This window comes from Arthrobacter sp. AL12 (assembly GCF_029960645.1).
In the GTDB taxonomy this organism is placed as follows: Bacteria; Actinomycetota; Actinomycetes; order Actinomycetales; family Micrococcaceae; genus Arthrobacter.
Map to the genome: position 1 here is coordinate 1 of NZ_JASBQY010000030.1, position 17,632 is coordinate 17,632.

Below are 17,632 nucleotides of genomic sequence, written 5' to 3' on the forward strand. Positions count from 1 at the left end.
CATCAGCCGCGGCCACAAATCAGCGGCCATCAACGAGCATCATGAAAAATCGGGGCTAGGATCAATTTTACTGCGGTCCGCGCCTGCGAGAATGGCCAGATGACCGCCATCATCCTGGGCTGGAACCCGGACCGCTGGAATGACTGGGACTACGCCGCCGCCGCCGACCGCGTGGCCGCAACCGGGCTGCACCTTGAGCGCTGGAGCGCGGGCGGCCCCGGAACCATCGCCGCGGGCACGGACGTCTGGCTGCTGCTGCAGGGTGACCACGGCCGGGGACTCATCGGCCACGGCGTCGTCGTCTCGGAGGAGCCCGAAGCCGGGCCGCAGTCTCCCGCCGCCGGGGCCGCGCCGGACGCGGCCCCGCTCTCTGCGCAGGTGGCCTTCGACGCCCTCCTGCCGCCTGGGGAGCAGATCGCCGTCGACGTGCTCCTGGACGCGGTGCCCGGTGTCCCCTGGGGCGCTGATGATGCCGCCGAGCTGAGCGTTGAGCCGGCCGAGGAAGCGGCGATCAGGGCCTTGTGGCGGGACTCCGGGCCGCTGCCCGGACCGGACCCCACCCGGCCCGGCCCTGGCACCTACCCGCAGGACGCACTCACCCGGGTCGTGGTGAACCGCTACGAGCAGGACCCCGACGCGCGGCGGGCCTGCATTGCGCTTCACGGCAGCAGCTGCGCAGCCTGCGGGTTCTCGTTCGAACAGAAGTACGGCGAGATCGGTCTGGACTTCATCCCGGTCCACCACCTCGTCCCGGTGTCCCAACTGGGCAGCGGCTACCAGCTGGACCCGCTCACCGATCTCGTCCCGCTCTGCGCCAACTGCCACGCGATGGCGCACCTCGGGGTGGGCACGCCGCGGACCGTCGCCGAGCTGCGCCGGATCATCGCCGACGCCGGATTCCTCCGCGGTGCCACGGTCACCGACGAACAGCTCGAGGCCCAGCGGCGGGCCCGGGAGCTCCTGGGACCGCAGTAGGTCCGGCTGCGGCATCGCCGCCGGTCCTGGCCTCCCCCACCACGTCGTCCCGGCTGCAGCGCGCGCTCAAGCGGACCAGACCTGCCGGAACTTGCCGCTGCGGTCGGTCCGGGGCGGCTCATCCGCATGTTCGATGCCAACTGCCCCAGCCCCTTGGGCGGCGAAGAAGCTGCCCAGCCGCTCCTCGACTGCTCGTTGAACCTGCGCCCGGTCGGCGCCCGGACTGACTTCCAGCCGCAGGCGCAGGGTCCCCGGGCCGGTGCGGATCGCCTGGAACCGGCGGACCCCGGCGGTCTCCTCGATCACCGTGCCCAGTGCCAGCGGCAGGATGGTCACCGCGCGGCCGTCAGGCGCCCCGAAGGACACCAGGCCCCCGGCACGACCCTCGATTTTCACGGCAGGAAAAGGACTGCCGCACGGGCACGGACCTGTCGCGAGCGTGACCCGGTCTCCGAGGTCGTAGCGGATGATGGGCTGCACCCGGTTGGCCAGGTTGGTGACCAGTACCGTGTGGGAGGTGACGCCGTCGGGGACCGGCTGGTAGTCCGCGTCCACCGGCTCGAGGATGTACCAGTCGGAATTGACGTGGAAAGCACCCCTCCGGCACTGGCTGGTCAGGGCAGGGACTTCCGAGGAAAGATAGCGTTCCGTGACCCTGCAGCCAAACGCCGCTTCGATGGCTGCACGTCCGGTGGCGGACAGGTTCTCGCCGGAACTGATGGCCAGGACGGGACGGATCCGTAACCGCCCTGACCGCTGCTCCGCGGCCAGCTGCAACATCGCACTGGGGTAGCCGTAAAGCACGGTGGGCTGAAAGTCGTTGAGCTCCTGGACCAGTTCGGCGAGAGGTCTGAGCACGGAGAAAACCCGGACCTGCCGGGCAATGACGGATGAGCGCCGCCGCACGGATTCCGTCCAGACCACGCCAGCGAAGTGGCCGCCTCCCGCGACCAGGGCCGCGGCCCGCACGCCGTGGTGCAGAAACGCCCGCAGTTCAACAGCCCGGACCAGTGTCCGGCGCTCGCGAACCCGGACCACGAGGTTGACCACGACCCACGAGAACCGGTCGTGGACCAGGACGGCAGGCTCCCCGGTGGTCCCGGACGTGGTCACCACCAGGTACTTGCCGCGATAGGATCTCCCGAGCCGGGAAAGGTCGGACAGCAACTCCGACCGCAGCCTGGCCAGAGTGATGTGCGGGTCCGTCACCCAGTCGTCGAAATTCTCCATCAGCTCCCGTTTGCCTACCCGGGGAAGCTGGCGCGGATCCGTGATGTCGTCCGGCACGTCCCGATACAGGCGGCGGTAATACGGCGATGCTGACCGGGCAAACTCCACCAGCCCCGCGAGCCGGGCGTGCTGCCGGCGGGCGATCCCTTCGGGCCCTCCCCGCTCAGCCCGCCAGGTATCCCAGGCAATCCCGATCGGTCCGGATCCGACGTACATCGCACAACCCTCCCCGGGACGCAACGACGGTCCTCCGCCCACCGTTTCATGGCGGCGGGCCTCGGCAACAGGGGCTTTCGTCCCCGCATTATCTAATCGCTGGACTTTATGGCGGGGAGCACATCAGACTGTCTACAACAGCTGGATTAGCGGCCCCGCACTTCCGCATTCGGTCCGGCCGGGTTCTACAGGCGGAACGGCTGGGGGCCGTGCCGTACCGCCTTTTCCAACATCGTGAAAGGACCCGGTATGCCGGACATTTCCGCACTCTACCCGCTGTTTGCCGTGCTCATCGGAGCCGCCGTCGTCATCGCCGTTATTTGGCTCACCACAAAACTGATGTGGAAGGTGGCCGAACCCAATGAGGCCCTCATCATTTCGGGGCTGACGCGGGGAACCCTGGAGACCCGGGAGGGAATGGACTTCAAGATCGTCACCGGAAAGGGCGCCCTGGTCTTTCCCGGGCTGCAGACCGTCAGGACCCTGTCGCTTACCCTCAATGAAACCGAGCTCAAAGTCTCCTGCGTGACCTCGCAGGGCATTCAGGTGATCGTCGAAGGTGTGGTGATCTACAAAATCGGGGACGCCCCGCCGTTCATCGCCAACGCCGCCCGCCGTTTCCTGGGCCAGCAGCCAAAAATGGAAAGCCAGGTCTACAACGTTTTCGAAGGGCACCTCCGCTCGATTATCGGCAGTATGACCATGGAAGAAATCATCCGCGAGCGCGACAAGCTCGGTTCACAGGTCCGCAGCGCCAGCGGTGTTGAAATGGAAAAACTCGGGCTGGTGGTCGATTCGCTCCAGATCAAGGACCTGCAGGATCCCACAAGCTACATCGAGAACATCGCCAAACCGCACATCGCCCAGGTCAAGATGGAAGCGCGCATCGCCGAAGCCACCAGGAACCGTGAGGCCGCGGAAAAGGAAGCAGAAGCGGAGGCACTGATCGCTGACGCACGGAGTATCTCGGCCATCCGGCAGTCCGAGGCGCAGGCCAACGCCGAACGGGCCAAGGCACGGGCGGCGCAGGCGGGCCCCCTCGCGGACGCGACGGCCCGCCAGCAGGTGGTGGTCCAGGAGACCGAGGTGGCCAAGCTTGAGGCGGACCGGGAGGAACAGAAACTGCAGACCACCGTCCGCAAGCCCGCCGACGCCAAGGCGTATGCGAAGCGTACCGATGCCGAAGGCCAGAAGTCCGCCGATATCAGCGCCGCGGAGGCGCTGGCCCGGCGCACGGAACTCGAAGCTGAAGTCAATGCGCGGCGAACGGAACTGCAGGCCAACGCCAACGCCGCGGCGGCCGCCGCGGCCGCCGGCGCCACCAAGGTTACCGGCGAGGCTGAGGCGGCGGCCACGAAGGCCCGCGGCGATGCTGCGGCCTCGGCGATCAAGGCCAAGGCGTTGGCGGAGGCAGAGGGCATCAAGGCCCGCGCCGAAGCCTTGGGCACCAACCAGGAGGCCGTTATTTCGCAGCAGCTGGCGGAAAACATGCCCGCCATCATCGCCGCAGCAGCGGAGCCCTTCGCCCACGTCGGCCAGCTCACCGTCCTCAACGGCGGCGACGGCATCAACCGCATGATCGGCGGGATTCTGGCCCAGGTGGGCGACTATCTCCCCGCTCTCAGGTCCGCTTTGAGGAACGGCCGGGAGGATCCAAAGGGGCGCACGAAAGCCCCGGATGCATGATGCACAAGGACGTTAATCGGAGCCTCACTGGCAGGATCGGAAGGGTTACCGGTCGGATCGCGCCGGGCACCATCGGTGAAGTCATGATGCCGTTCCGTGGCGGAACAAGCGCCTTCCACGCCCACCCGTTCGACAAGACCAGTGTCTACGCGGTGGGCGAAGAGGTCATGGTCATCTACTACGAGCCGCCGCAGACCGTCTACGTTGATGAGCTGCCGGACGTCCTGAGGAAGGACCCCCGCGGTTAGAGGCGCCACTTCGAGTACGGCACGCTCGGCAGGCTGCCCGCTGTCCAGGGACGCTCCCGGACCTCCCGCGGGTTTCGTCCGCGGCCTTCGCGCAGGACCACCACTACAGTGCCGATTACACCCAGCAGCACGATGGCGGCCACCAGGATCAGGAAGACGACGATCGACCCGGACATTTCTGAAACACCCCTGGCTCCAATGTTACGGCGGATTTGTCGACCGCGGGCCGGGCAACCGGGTGGACTCGCGTGCCGTTGCACCGCGCCTCGAACCACGCCCCGTTAACCCACTCTTCCCTCCCCCGCCACGTGCCCACCCCCGCGCCGACAGCCTGCCCCCGCACTGTGGAGGAGTGAGGATCGCAATTGTTGCTGAGTCATTCCTGCCGCTGATGAACGGGGTCACCCACTCGATCCTGCGGGTCCTGGAGCATCTGCAGGAGCGCGGAGACGAGGTGCTCGTGATCGCGCCGTCCACGCAGGACGCGGAGTCCCCCGACGAGGTCTACGGGGCCCATGTCCACCGGCTGCCCTCGGTGCCGCTGGCCGGCTACGCGAACGTTCGGGTGGCGATGGGCGGTGTCTCCCGGGTCAAGCGAATCCTTGCCGGGTATGCCCCCGACGTGGTCCACCTGGCGTCGCCGTTCGTGCTCGGCTGGCGCGCGGCGCAGGCCGCCCACCAGCTGGGGATCCCCACCATCGCCGTCTACCAGACCGAGGTCCCGGGCTACGCCGGGCGGTACGGCGTCCCCTTCCTGGAGAACTGGGCGTGGAACCGGGTGGAGAACATCCACCTGCTGGCGTCCCGGACCCTCGCCCCCTCCAGCTTCGCGCTCAACCAGCTCCGCGGCCGCGGCATTCCGCGGGTCGAGATGTGGCGGCGCGGTGTGGACACGGAAAGGTTCTGCCCGGCCAGGCGCGACGCCGGCTGGCGGGCCGCCGTGGCCCCGGCCGGCGAGCGCATCATCGGCTACGTGGGCCGGCTTGCCGTCGAAAAACAGGTGCAGGACCTCGCCGTGCTGGCCGATGTCCCCGGCACCAAGCTGGTGATTGTGGGCGACGGACCCCAGCGGCAGGTCCTCCAGGACGCCCTGCCGGACGCGGTCTTCACCGGTTTCCTCGGCGGCGGGGAGCTGGCCCGCGCGGTGGCGTCCTTCGATCTCTTCGTCCACCCCGGCGAGTTCGAGACCTTTTGTCAGACCATCCAGGAGGCAATGGCCTCGGGCGTGCCGGTGGTCGCCACCGGCCGCGGCGGCCCGCTGGACCTCGTCGAGAACTCGCGCACCGGGTGGCTGTATGAGCCGGGGAACCTGGCCGCGCTGCGTTCCCACGTGGTGGACCTGGTGGGCGACGACGCCAAGCGCCGCGCGTTCGCAGCGGCGGCCCACGCTTCGGTCCAGGGCCGGACGTGGTCCGCCCTCGGCGCCGAGCTGGTCCAGCATTATCAGGCCGTCCTCGCCGCCCGCATCCCCAGTCCCACCCCTCAAGGAGTCGCCCTGTGAGAATTTCCGTGATCGGCTGCGGTTACCTGGGGGCCGTGCACGCGGCCACCCTCGCCTCGATGGGCCACAGCGTGGTGGGGATCGACGTCGATGCCGCCAAGGTGGAGCAGCTTGGCCGCGGCGCGGCACCGTTCTTCGAACCGGGGCTGGACGAACTCCTCCGCGACGGCATCGCCACCGGCCGGCTCAGCTTCTCCACCGACTTCGCCGACGCCGCCCGCGCCCAGCTGCATTTCCTTTGCGTGGGCACACCGCAGTCCAAGACCTCCGACGGCGCCGACCTCAGTTATCTCGTCGCCGCCACAGTGGCGCTGCTCCCGCACCTGGCCGCACGGTCCGCCGTCGTGGGCAAGTCCACCGTCCCGGTCGGAACGGTGGACATGCTCGGCGGTCTGCTGTCGGCGCGGCCGGACGTGCTGCTGGGCTGGAACCCCGAATTCCTGCGCCAGGGCACCGCGGTCAAAGACACGCTGGTCCCGGACCGCCTGGTGTACGGCGTCCCCGGGGACGGCCACACCGGCGCAGCGGTCACCGCAGCCCTCGACGCCGTCTACGAACCCTTGCTCGCCGCCGGGATTCCGCGCCTGGTCTGCAACTTCGCGACGGCGGAACTGATCAAGTCGGCGTCGAACGCGTACCTTGCCACGAAGCTCAGCTTCATCAACGCCATGGCCGAGCTTTGCGACGCAACCGGCGCCGACGTGAAACAGCTGGGCGCGGCCATGGGCTTTGATCCGCGCATCGGCGGGCGGTACCTCCATGCCGGTCTGGGATTCGGCGGCGGCTGCCTGCCCAAGGACATCCGCTCCCTCCGGGTCCAGGCGGCCCGCCTGGGCGTGGACTCGGTGGACCAGTGGATGGCGGTGGTGGATTCCATCAACCAGGACCAGCGCTCCCGCACCGTGGGGCTGGCCCGGGAACTGTGCGGCGGCCAACTCGGTGGCCGCCGCGTCACGGTGCTCGGCGCGGCCTTCAAGCCGGACACGGACGATATCCGGGACTCCCCTGCCCTGGCCGTTGCCCTCCAGCTGGCGTCGGCCGGCGCCCACGTCACGGTGACGGACCCTGCCGCGATCAACAACGCGTGGCTCCGGTACCCGCAGCTGCGTTTCGAGCCGTCCACGTCCGCGGCCCTGGAAGGGGCGGAACTTGTGCTGCTGCTGACCGAGTGGGAGGAGTACGCCTCGCTCCGGCCCGCCGTCGCCGGGGCGCTGGTCCGGCGCCGCACCCTCCTGGACGCCCGGAACGCCGTCGACGCCGGAGCGTGGGAGGCGGCAGGCTGGACGGTCCGCGGCCTGGGACGCGGCCGCGCCTTTAACCCAAGCGACTCGGCGGGCCATCAGCTGGTCCCGGCAGCCCAACCCTTAGCTGACGGGACCCCCTGACAGGACCCACCGACGGGACCCACCGACGGGACCCGCAGACAGGAGCCCCTGACAGGACCCACCGACACGCCGGACGCTGATACCCGTGCTGAAACCTGGCCGCTGAAACGCCGGGCTCACGTGGTCACCGCCCGGCCGTGAGGCCCCTATGATTTCCTGAGGGGAGGTTCTCTAAATGAACTATCGGTGGTCTCACATTTGTACAGCGGCGGCAGCGTGACGGCGTCCGCGCACCCGCCGCCCGGCGTCGAGTCGGTGCTGGAGTCGAGCCCCGATGCCCTCCTGGTGATCGCGGAGGACGGCACCGTCCGCCTGGTGAACGCCGCCGCGGAGCGCATGTTTGGCTACAGCCGCGAGGAGCTCGTGGGCCAGGACCACCGCATGCTCCTCGCCGAAGGGTTCCGCAGCGGCTTCCACCGGCTCTTCTTCGCCCTCCGCAGGGACGCCGAGTCCGGCTCCGCCGCCGGTGCCGGTTCCACAGCCGACACCACGCCCGCCACTCCCAGTTTTTCGCCGGTCGAGGCGTACGGTGTGCGTCGCGACGGCAGCGAGTTCCAGGGCGAGGTGGCCTGCTCGCTGCTGGTCCGGGACACCGATGGTGGCCCGATGAGCATGACCGTCGCGGTCCGCGACACCTCGCACCGGCTCGCCGCGGACGCGGGGCTCCGCGAAGCGCTGTCCCTGCTCAGCGCCACGCTGGAATCCACGGCCGACGGCATTCTCGTTGTCGGCGGCGACGGCCGGATCGCCAGTGTCAACAACCAGTTCGTCTCCATGTGGGGTGTCCCGCGCGAACTGCTGGCCACCCAGGACGACGACGCCGTGATGGGCTTCGTCATGGACCAGCTGGCGGAGCCCGCGCAGTTCGTTGAGAAGATCGCTGCGCTCTACGCCGATCCGGAGGCCGAAAGCCACGACGTCCTGGACTTCCTGGACGGCCGCACCTTCGAACGCTATTCCCGCCCGCAGAAGGTCGCGGACCGGGTGGTCGGCCGGGTGTGGAGTTTCCGCGACGTGACCCCGGCGAAGGTGGCACAGGACCGGATCGCCCAGGCCATGTCCGATCTCGCGGAGCAGGCCGCCCAGCTCAAGGCCCTCGCGTTCCAGGACCCGCTGACCGGCCTGTCCAACCGGCAGCTGTTCAACGACCGCCTCGAGGCAGCACTGCGCGGGCCGGGCGGCACCGCCGTCGATGTCCTGCTCCTGGACTTGGACGATTTCAAGGAAGTCAACGACATCCTGGGCCACCACGCCGGGGACCAGCTGCTGATCGAGGTCGGCCGGCGCCTGCGGGAGTGTGTCCGCCCGGACGACGTTGTAGCACGCCTGGGTGGTGACGAATTCGTGGTGTTGCTGGCCGGTTCGCTGGCCCCTGACGCGGTGGCCGGGCGGATCGTCGCGTCCCTGCGGGTGCCGCTCTGGATCGACGGGACCATGCTGCGCCCGAGCCTAAGCCTGGGCCTGGCGTCGATCAAGGAAGACGCCGTGGGCGCCTCCGAGCTGCTACGCCGGGCCGACATCGCGATGTACGCGGCGAAGGCCGCTGGGAAGAACCGGTATCTGCGGTTCCGCCCCGAGATGATGAAATCCCTCGTGGAACGCACCGAGCTGGAGGCCGGGCTGCGGCTGGCAGTGGACGCCGGCGAGATCGCTGTGCACTACCAGCCCATCGTTTCGACCCGGAGCGGCGTCGTGGTCAAGGTTGAGGCGCTGGCCCGTTGGGAGCGCGACGGCGGCATCGTCCCCCCGGCGCAGTTCATCCCGGCCGCGGAACGCAGCGGCCTGATTGTCGAGATCGGCACAGAGGTGCTGCTGAAGGGTTGCACCGAGCTTGCACCCTGGCTCGCGGAGGACTCCGCGCGCGCCCTCGCCGTCAACGTCTCCGGGGTGCAGCTGCAGCACGGGGACTTCGCCGAGCTGTTGCTGGCCGTCGCCAGGAACACCGGCGTGAAGCCGCGGCAGCTGGTGGTGGAGGTCACCGAAAGTGTCTTCTTCCACGACGACTGCCACGTGATCCAGCAGCTCACCGCGCTCCGGAACGCCGGCGTGCGGGTGGCGCTGGACGACTTCGGCACCGGGTTCTCGTCGCTGGGGCGGCTTCAGGGGCTCCCCGTGGACACCCTGAAAATCGACCAGTCCTTCACGTCCATGATCCGTACCGGGGACGAGAAACTGCCGATCCTCAGCTGCATGGTCGCGATGGCGCACGGCCTGGGCCTGACCGTGACGGCGGAAGGCGTCGAGACCGAGGCGCAGGCCGAATACCTGATGAAGCTGGACTGCGATTCGCTGCAGGGCTTCCTGTTCTCCCGCCCCACCGGCGGTCCGGACCTGCAGCCCGCCATTGCCCGGTCCAACGAGGCGTTCACCGCCCTGCAGCGGGAGCGGATCGCCGGCCTGCGGTGACCCGGCACCTTCCAACACCCGGGTACTGGACAAGGGACCAGCGGCCCCTATGATTCAGGAACGCATTGTCCGCGGCGCCGCCGCCGGATCAGCGAAGAACAACACATCAACCGTCGCTTCGGGGGGCCGGTACGCCGTGGGAACTGGGATTGAAGAAACCCTGCTTGAGCAGGGTCCCGATGCCGTGCTGCTGCTGACCGCGGACGGGAGTATCGCGTTCGTGAACGCGGCCGCCGAGCGTCTCTTCGGCTACCCGCGCGACCTGTTGCTCGGCGCGCAGCACACCGTCCTGCTATCCGAGGACGAGCGCGGCGGCTTCCTGCGCGTCTTCGGCCGGCTGGGCCGCGGCGGCCTGTCCGGCAGCCGGCCGTTCGCGGCGGCAGGCCGCCGTCGGGACGGCAGCGAACTGTCCCTGGAGATCACCTGCTCGCTGGTGACGCTCGACGACGGCCCGGCCATGGCGGTTGCCGTCCGGGACGGCAGCCACCGGGAAGACACCGATTCCGGCCGCCGGCTGGCGGTCTCGCTGCTTGATGCCACGCTGGAATCCACCTCCGACGGGATTGTGGTCATCTCCAACGAGGGACTCATCACCGGCATCAACGACCAGTACCTGAAGTTGTGGGGCATGCCGCCGGAGCTGCTTGCGGCGGAGGACCCGACGGCGCTGGTCACCTTTATCTCCCAGCAACTGCGCGATCCGGACTACTTCCTGCAGAAAGTTGCGGAACTCTACGCCGACAGGGTCAAGCAGAGCCACGACCTGCTGGAGCTCACGGATGGCCGCACCGTTGAGCTCTACTCCCGGCCGCAGACGGTCGGGGAGAACATCGTGGGCCGGATCTGGAACTTCCGCGACGTCACCTCCACGCAGCGCGCCCAGGACCAGGCACGCCGCGCCCTGGCGGAACTCGCCGAGCAGGCCGACAAACTCAAGGAACTCGCGTTCCAGGACCCGCTGACGGGCCTGGCCAACCGGACACTCTTCACCGAACGCGTCGCGGCAGCGCTGCTGACCCGCGATCCGGTGCATGTGCTGCTGCTGGACCTGGATGACTTCAAGGAAGTGAACGACATCCTGGGCCACCACGCCGGGGACCGGATGCTGGTGAAGATCGCGGGCCGGCTACAGCAATGCGTGGGGCCGCACGGCACCGTGGCACGCCTCGGCGGGGACGAGTTCGTGGTCCTGCTGGTCGGCTGCAACGATTCCGACGCCGTGGCCCAGCGGATCGTGGCCACCCTGAACGCCCCGTTCTCCATCGAGGGGTCCCTCATGCGCCCGGCCCTCAGCCTGGGGGTGGCCTCGCGCGGCACCGGAGCCATGACGTCCTCGGAGCTGCTGCGGCAGGCGGACCTGGCCATGTATGCCGCCAAGGAGGCCGGCAAGAACTGCTACCTGCATTTCCAGCCGGCAATGCTGACCGAGCTGCTGGCGCGGACCCAGCTGACCACCGGGCTCCGGCGGGCCGTGGAGCTGGGGCAGATCATTGTCCACTACCAGCCCGTGGTGTCCACCGAGCTGCTGGAGGTGGTGCAGTTCGAGGCGCTGGCCCGCTGGCAGTTCGAGGGGAAGCTGATGCCCCCGGACGAGTTCATCAGGACCGCGGAACGCAGCGGCCTGATCCGGGAGATCGGGGCGGAGGTGCTCCGCCGCAGCTGCGCCGAGCTGCAGCCCTGGCTTGCAGAGGACCCGTCCCGGTCCCTGGCGGTGAACGTCTCCGGCGTGCAGCTGCTGCACCGGGACTTCGCCGAACGCGTCCTGGAAATTGCGGAGTGGAGCCAGGTGGACCCGCACCAGCTGGTGCTGGAGGTGACGGAGAGTGTGTTCTTCGATCCCCGGTCCCATGTCATCGCCCAGCTCGAGAGCCTGCGCGGGGCCGGCATCCGGGTGGCGCTGGACGACTTCGGCACCGGCTACTCCTCGCTGGGCCGTCTGCAGGCGCTCCCCGTGGACATCGTCAAGATCGACAAGTCCTTCGTCTCCATGCTGCGCACCGGGGCGGAGAAGCTGCCGATCCTGACATCGATGATCCATATGGCCCGCAGCCTCGGTTTGAAGGTCACGGCCGAGGGCATCGAAACCCCCGAACAGGCCCGGTACCTCATGGCCCAGGGCTGCGATGCCCTGCAGGGTTTCCTCTTCTCCCGCCCGGAACCGGAGCACCGCCGGGAACTGGGCATCCGCAGCACCGCCGCGGCTGTTGCGCGGCTGGCCGGCGACTCCCGCCCGGAGTAGGCGCCGGGCCGGGGGGTGGGGTCCGGGGCCCCGGGCCGGGGGGTGGGGTCCGGGGCCCCGGGCCGGGGGGTGGGGTCCGGGGGGTGCCGGCCGGCGGCCTGCGGCACGGCATTCTCTTGGGCGCTGCATGAGGCGCATCGCGCCGCAACCGGCAACTGCGCATATGCTTCAGGGAACGCAGCCCGCCTTGTCTTCCGCAACGGCGGCTGCCATCCGTATCGACAGGCTTGGGGGCAGGCACAACACATGGAAGACGCACTCGCACACCTGCTGCTGGAGCACGGCCCCGTTCCGCTGCTGCTGCTCGCCCCGGACTGGTCCATTTCCTACCTGAACACCGCCGCCGAGGAGCTCTTCGGCTGCTCCAGGTCACAGCTGCTGGGCACAGATTCCAGCGGGCTCCTGGCCGCTGCCGACCGCACGGACTTCCGCGCACTCCTCGCCGGGCTGGCTGGCTCGAAACCCGGCGCTGGCCAGCCCTTTGCCGGCACCGGCCGCCGGGCCGACGGCACCGGAATCCCCGTCGAAATCACGTGCTCGCTGCTGCCCGCCAGCGCCTCGGACGGCACGGCCGCCCCCTCCGTCGCGCTCTCGGTCCGCGCCGGGCACCGGACGGAGCTGCGCCCGACCAACGCGGACGACGACGGCGCCGCAGCGGGCGGGGCCGCGCACCGCCGTCGGACGCTGGCTGCGTCGACGGCCGCTCCGGCTGCATTTGCCGGGCACGATGACCAGGTGCGGGCCGGGGTACTGCGTGATCCGCTGACGTCGCTGCCCAACGGCACCCTGTTCAATGAGCGCCTCGCCGCTGCGCTGCGCGGCCCGGACACGGTGGACGTGCTGCTGCTGAGCCTGGATAACTTCACGAACCTCACCGGGCAACGGGGTCGCTCCGCCGCGGACGAACTGCTGGTGGAGGTCGCGAGCCTGTTGCGCAACTGCGTCCGCCCGCACGACACCGTGGCCCGGCTCGGCGGCGACGAGTTCGTGGTACTGCTGACCGAATGCCAGAACGCGGACTCGGTGGCCGCGCGGATCGCCGAATCGCTGCACGAGCCGCTGCGTGTCGGCGGTCCGCTGCTCCGGCCGGACGTGAGCATCGGCCTGGCCTCCCGGACGTCCCCGACGCTCGACGGCGCGGAGCTGCTCCGGCGGGCCGACACGGCCCTGACGGCGGCGAAGTCGGCAACGAAGAACGGGGGAAGGAGCGTCTGGCTGCGGTTCCGGCCGGGGATGCTGAACACCGTGGCCAAGGGGGCGGACGTACCCGCCGGGGCGGACGGTCAGGACGGGCTCCGGCAGGCGGTGGAGCTGGGCGAGGTCTCGGTCCACTACCAGCCCGTGGTGCGCCCGGGGGGCGGTGCGGTGGTGCAGCTTGAGGCGTTCGCGCGCTGGGAACGGCACGGCCGGCCGGTCCCGCCCAACCAGTTCCTGCCCGTGGCCGAGCAGAGCGGTCTGATCCGCGAGATCGGCGACGAGGTCATGCGCCGGGCCTGCGCCGAGATCCGGCCCTGGCTGGCCGGGGACCCCGCGCGCGGCGTTTCGGTGAACGTCTCCGGCCTGCAGTTCCAGAGCCGGGATTTCGCCACCGAGGTGCTCGCGATCCTGGCGTCCGCCGGGGTCGACCCGTGCCAGCTCATGCTCGAACTGACCGAGAGTGCGTTCTTCGAGCCGGACTCGGCGGTGCTGGGCCAGTTGCGCGCGTTGCGGGCAGCCGGGGTCCGGATCTCGATGGATGACTTCGGCACGGGCCGTGTGTCCCCGGACGGGCTCACGGAGCTGCCGCTGGACGAGGTCAAGATCGACCGCTTCCTGGTGGCGATGATCAAGACCGGCCAGGAACAGCTGCCGCTTCTGGGCACCATGATCGACGCCGCGCACGCCCTGGGCCTGCAGGTCACGGCCGAGGGCGTCGAGACGCCGGCGCAGGCGAAGTACCTGTTGGACCGCGGTTGCGACTTCCTGCAGGGCTATCTTTTCGCCAGGCCGGCCCCGGCCAGCGGGCTGGCCGGGGCCGTGGAAAGCGCCCTGTCGGCGATCGATAAGGTCGACGCCGCGCGGTAGCAGCGCACGCCGGTGCCGGCCGGGCCACCGCCGGATACTGCAGGTCACTCTGCTGTTGCCTGCCGCGGCTGTCTGCCGCGCTTACTGCCGGCGGTCGAGTTCGTCGAGAGCCGCGCCCACCATCGCCGCGCTGCGCTTCCACAGCTCCCGGGCCAGTTCCGGGTCGTACGCCTGATTGTTGGCCTTCGCCAGCGCCCGCTTGGCGTAGTAGGCGCCGGAGATCCAGTCCTGACCCGGCGTGGCCGTGGCAAGCCACACGAGCGTGTCCGCGCCCTGCTCGGGGCTGAGCATGAACCTGTTGAGGAAGCTCCGGTAGAGGAACCGGAACGGGCTGGTGGTGTCCGCGGCGAAATTCGTGGCCACGACGCCGGGGTGGAAGGCCGCCGTCGAAATCCCTTCCGCCTGGTAGCGGTTGTTCAGCTCCGCGGTGAAGAGGATGTTCTCCAGCTTCGCGTTGCCGTAGGCCAGGTTCGCCGAGTACTTGCCGGCCGTCTCGAGGTCGTTCAGGTCCAGCCTGCCGTAGAGCGAGTTCGCCGCGCTGGAGGTGTTGATGACGGTGGCACGGCTGGCGGTGAGCACGTCCATCAGCTCCGTGGTGAGCAGGAACGGCGCCAGGTGATTGATCTGGAAGGTCTTCTCGTGGCCGTCCACGGTGAGCCCGCGCTGGCCCATGATCCCGCCGGCGTTGTTGGCCAGGACGTCGATCCGCGGGTACTTCTCCCGCAGCTGCGCGGCGAGTTGGCGCACCTGTGCCAACTCCGCGAAGTCGCTGACGAAGTAATCCGCGCCGATCTCGTGGGCGACCCGCTCGGTCTTCTCCGCGGAGCGCCCGACGACGACCACCCGCTCCCCCTGTTTGCTTAGCGTCCGCGCGGCGGACGCGCCGATGCCGTCGCTGGCTCCGGTGATGACAATGGTCCGTGCGGTCATGAAGAAATCCTTTGAGCGGAAGCGGGTGGCGCTCATAGAACGAGGCCAGGCCCAGTTATGTTCCCGGCCGAGCCGCCACCGCCGCGTGGGCGGCCCTTAGGGCACCGGTCCCTCACGAACCGCCCGCGACGATTGAGCGGACCCCGGTCAGGCCCGCGACCTTGAGGGCTGCGGTCGAGTCGGTGGTGGTCCCGTCTCCTAGTTGTCCGTCCTGGTTCCTCCCCCAGGCGTAAACCGAGCCGTCGGAGGCGAGGGCATAGCCGTTGCCGCTGTTCACCGACAGCTGCTGGGCACCCTGAAGGCCCTGGACCGGCAATGCCACGACCGTATCGGTGGTCGTCCCGTTCCCCAGTTCGCCTCTGCGGTTGTACCCCCAGCCCAGCGCGCGGCCGTCCCCGAGGACGGCGTAGGCCACCCCGTAAGCCGCGGTGATGGAGACGGCGCCGGAGACCCCCTCCACACGGACCGGGACTGCGGAGCTCGCCGTGTTGCCGGTGCCGAGTTGCCCGAAGTTGTTGTACCCCCAGGCCATCACGGTTCCGTTGCCGAGCAGCGCGTAGCCACTGAGCACCCCGGCGGCGACCGACGTCGCTCCCGCCAAACCCGGAATCTGAGTGGGCTCCGTTGCCACGGAGCTGTTGCCGGTGTCGCCTGTGCCCAAGGCCATTCCGCTGTTGGATCCCCAGGACCAGACCTTCCCGTCGGTGCTGCGGGCGTAGATGGTTGATCCGGCCGGGGTGACGGCGGCGATACCGGCCAGGCCCTTCACCTTGACGGGCACAGCGGAACCAACCGCTGTGCCGTCGCCCAGTTGGCCGCTGGTGTTGTCGCCCCATGCGTAGACCGTGCCATCCGTCAGCAGCGCGTACGCGCTCGTGTCGCCGGCAACCACAGACTTCACCCCGGACAGGCCCTTGACCTGGACAGGGAGCGGGGAGTCCGCCGCGCTGCCGTTGCCCAGTTGGCCGTGGGAATTGGCCCCCCAGGCCCAAACCGTACCGTCCTTCAGCACGGCATAGGCCGTCTGGTACCCGGCATCGATCCCGGCCACGTTGGCCAGCCCCCGAACGGTGACGGGGTTGACGGCGTCAGAGGTCGTGCCGTTGCCCAGCTGGCCGGCGGCGTTCCCACCCCAGGCCTTCACGGTCCCGTTCCGCAGCAGCGCGTACCGGGAATAGTAGGCGGCCTGGACGGTCGTGGCGTCGATGCCCAGCACCTGCTCCGGTGTCTGGCTGCCCGCGCCGTAGCCGGTGCCCGCCTCGCCAAGGTAGTCGGATCCCCACGTGAAGGCCGCCCCGTCGGTCGCGGTGCCCGGCAAGTGGTAGCCGGCAACGTCGGCGATCAGATGCGCCTTCCCCGCGGAACGGTTGAACAGTGTCACCTTCCCGTCCGCACCGACGGGCACGGTGACCAGGTTCGGGACCGTCTGCCCTTTGGCATAGTTCACGTTCGACGCAGCGCTCCGGTCCGTGCCGCTGGCATAGGCCGAGACAAATCCGAAGGATTCCGTCTCTGTCACGGTCAGGTTGAACACCACCGAGGCAGCCCCCACCGGCACGCCGTTGACGCCGGCAACCTGGAAGGACACCGCGGCATCGGCGCCTGCGGAGGAACTCTCCCGGGTGTCCAGCACCCGTGACGGTGCCAGCGCTTGAAATAGACCGGGAGCCGCGGGCTGTCCGGGCAGGAAGTAGCCCGCGACATCGGCCACGAGCTGCACGGTGCCGGAGGAGCGGTTGAACAGGCTCACTTGTCCTCCGGCGCCGACCGGCACGGTGACAAGGTTCGGGACGGTCTGGTCCTTCGAATAGTTCAGGTTCGACGATGCCGGCCGCGTCGTTCCGCCCGGATACGCGGTCACGTACCCGGCGGACTGCCCCTCGGTGGCGGTTAGGTTGAAGACCACGGCCGCAGCGCTCGACGGTACGCCGTGCACACCGGCCGCCTGGAAGGACAGCACCGAGTCCGCACCCACGGCAGTCTTCGAGCGTGTGTCAAGGAAGCGGGTCGGCGCCACCGACCGGAAAGCCCCGGGCAGGGCGGCCTCGCCTTCCAGGTAGAACCCGGCGACGTCGGCGATGAGGTGCGCCCGGCCCGACGAACGGTTGAACAGGGCGACCTGACCGTCGGGCCCTACCGGCGCTGTCACGAGATTCGCCACCGTCCGGCCGCGGGCATAGTTCAAGTTCGAGGCCGACGGCGTGCCCGCTCCGCTGGCGTACGCGGTCACGAACCCGAAGGACTCCGCTTCGGTCACGGTGAGGTTGAACACCACCGCCGCTATACCGGTGGACGTGCCTTTGAATTCGCCGACCGAGAAGGAGACCGAGGCATCGGCACCGACCGGCGTCCCGGCTCCGGCCCGTGTATCAAGGCTGCGCCGGGGAGCGACAGAACGGTACGAGCCAGGATCGCCGGGGGTGGTGGTTCCGCCTGCCAGCGCTATCGCGGAGCCTAAAGCTGCAGAGGGCACCCTGGCGTGTGCCAACTCCACCGGAGTGACTAAGACGAAGGCAAACGTACAAACCAGAAAAACCGTCAGCTTCTGAATCCAGGCATTCATCCGCGGTGTTAGCACAGGTCCCCCCACAGGCCAGTTTGGATGGGCTCCATGATGAGCCTGAGACGGACTATAGCATTTGAGCTGCCGTTTTCCGTTTTGGGGGTTAAATGCGGGAGAGCCCCGACCGTGTGGTGGGGGCTCTCGACCGTTTAATGATGTTCCGGCGGTGACCTACTCTCCCACACCCTC

At 69.0% G+C, this 17,632-nt stretch carries 12 protein-coding genes; 8 read left to right on the top strand and 4 right to left on the bottom strand.

Translation table 11 applies throughout. The annotated features are described in order from the left end of the window. Positions 1-99: 99 nt before the first annotated feature. A complete protein-coding gene (locus tag QK291_RS18720; protein WP_282384344.1) occupies positions 100-975 on the top strand; it encodes an HNH endonuclease in 876 nt (291 codons plus the stop codon). A 66-nt stretch (positions 976-1,041) separates the two neighbouring features. Here the strand turns inward: QK291_RS18720 and QK291_RS18725 are convergent, their stop codons facing one another. Further along, positions 1,042-2,421, bottom strand: coding sequence for a phenylacetate--CoA ligase family protein (locus tag QK291_RS18725; protein WP_282384345.1), 1,380 nt, complete (start codon positions 2,419-2,421; stop codon positions 1,042-1,044). A 249-nt stretch (positions 2,422-2,670) separates the two neighbouring features. On the opposite strand from QK291_RS18725, the gene QK291_RS18730 reads away from it, so the two are divergent. Both QK291_RS18730 and QK291_RS18735 read left to right on the top strand, forming a co-directional pair. Beyond that, positions 2,671-4,107 carry a flotillin family protein gene (locus QK291_RS18730; protein WP_282384346.1) on the top strand — a complete coding sequence of 479 codons (1,437 nt, stop codon included), beginning with the start codon at positions 2,671-2,673 and terminating at the stop codon, positions 4,105-4,107. Next, the gene (locus QK291_RS18735; protein ID WP_282384355.1) at positions 4,107-4,355 is read left to right on the top strand and encodes a hypothetical protein; all 249 of its coding nucleotides are present in this window, start codon (positions 4,107-4,109) and stop codon (positions 4,353-4,355) included. The genes QK291_RS18730 and QK291_RS18735 overlap by 1 nt, the downstream gene beginning before the upstream one ends. Here QK291_RS18735 and QK291_RS18740 read toward each other — a convergent pair. Then, on the bottom strand, positions 4,352-4,531 hold the full coding sequence (locus tag QK291_RS18740; protein ID WP_282384347.1) for a hypothetical protein: 180 nt from the start codon (positions 4,529-4,531) through the stop codon (positions 4,352-4,354). The genes QK291_RS18735 and QK291_RS18740 overlap by 4 nt on opposite strands. A gap of 176 nt (positions 4,532-4,707) precedes the next feature. Here QK291_RS18740 and QK291_RS18745 point away from each other — a divergent pair, with 176 nt between their 5' ends. The 5 genes from QK291_RS18745 to QK291_RS18765 all read left to right on the top strand — a co-directional run bounded on the left by QK291_RS18745 (position 4,708) and on the right by QK291_RS18765 (position 13,950). Continuing rightward, entirely contained in the window at positions 4,708-5,856 is a 1,149-nt protein-coding gene (locus tag QK291_RS18745; protein WP_282384348.1) for a glycosyltransferase family 1 protein, read from the top strand. Then, on the top strand, positions 5,853-7,241 hold the full coding sequence (locus QK291_RS18750) for a UDP-glucose/GDP-mannose dehydrogenase family protein (protein ID WP_282384349.1): 1,389 nt from the start codon (positions 5,853-5,855) through the stop codon (positions 7,239-7,241). The genes QK291_RS18745 and QK291_RS18750 overlap by 4 nt, the downstream gene beginning before the upstream one ends. Positions 7,242-7,457: 216 nt before the next feature. Next, the gene (locus QK291_RS18755) at positions 7,458-9,647 is read left to right on the top strand and encodes an EAL domain-containing protein (protein ID WP_282384356.1); all 2,190 of its coding nucleotides are present in this window, start codon (positions 7,458-7,460) and stop codon (positions 9,645-9,647) included. Positions 9,648-9,696: 49 nt separating this feature from the next. Further along, complete coding sequence (locus QK291_RS18760; protein WP_282384351.1) at positions 9,697-11,886, top strand: EAL domain-containing protein; 2,190 nt, start codon at positions 9,697-9,699, stop codon at positions 11,884-11,886. Positions 11,887-12,132: 246 nt separating this feature from the next. Continuing rightward, positions 12,133-13,950, top strand: a complete 1,818-nt coding sequence (locus tag QK291_RS18765; protein ID WP_282384352.1) for an EAL domain-containing protein — start codon at positions 12,133-12,135, stop codon at positions 13,948-13,950. Positions 13,951-14,031: 81 nt separating this feature from the next. Here QK291_RS18765 and QK291_RS18770 read toward each other — a convergent pair whose 3' ends face one another. Together QK291_RS18770 and QK291_RS18775 are read right to left on the bottom strand one after the other, a co-directional pair. Continuing rightward, positions 14,032-14,880, bottom strand: a complete 849-nt coding sequence (locus QK291_RS18770; RefSeq protein ID WP_282384353.1) for an SDR family NAD(P)-dependent oxidoreductase — start codon at positions 14,878-14,880, stop codon at positions 14,032-14,034. A gap of 112 nt (positions 14,881-14,992) precedes the next feature. Continuing rightward, complete coding sequence (locus QK291_RS18775; protein WP_282384354.1) at positions 14,993-17,374, bottom strand: hypothetical protein; 2,382 nt, start codon at positions 17,372-17,374, stop codon at positions 14,993-14,995. Positions 17,375-17,632: the final 258 nt, after the last annotated feature.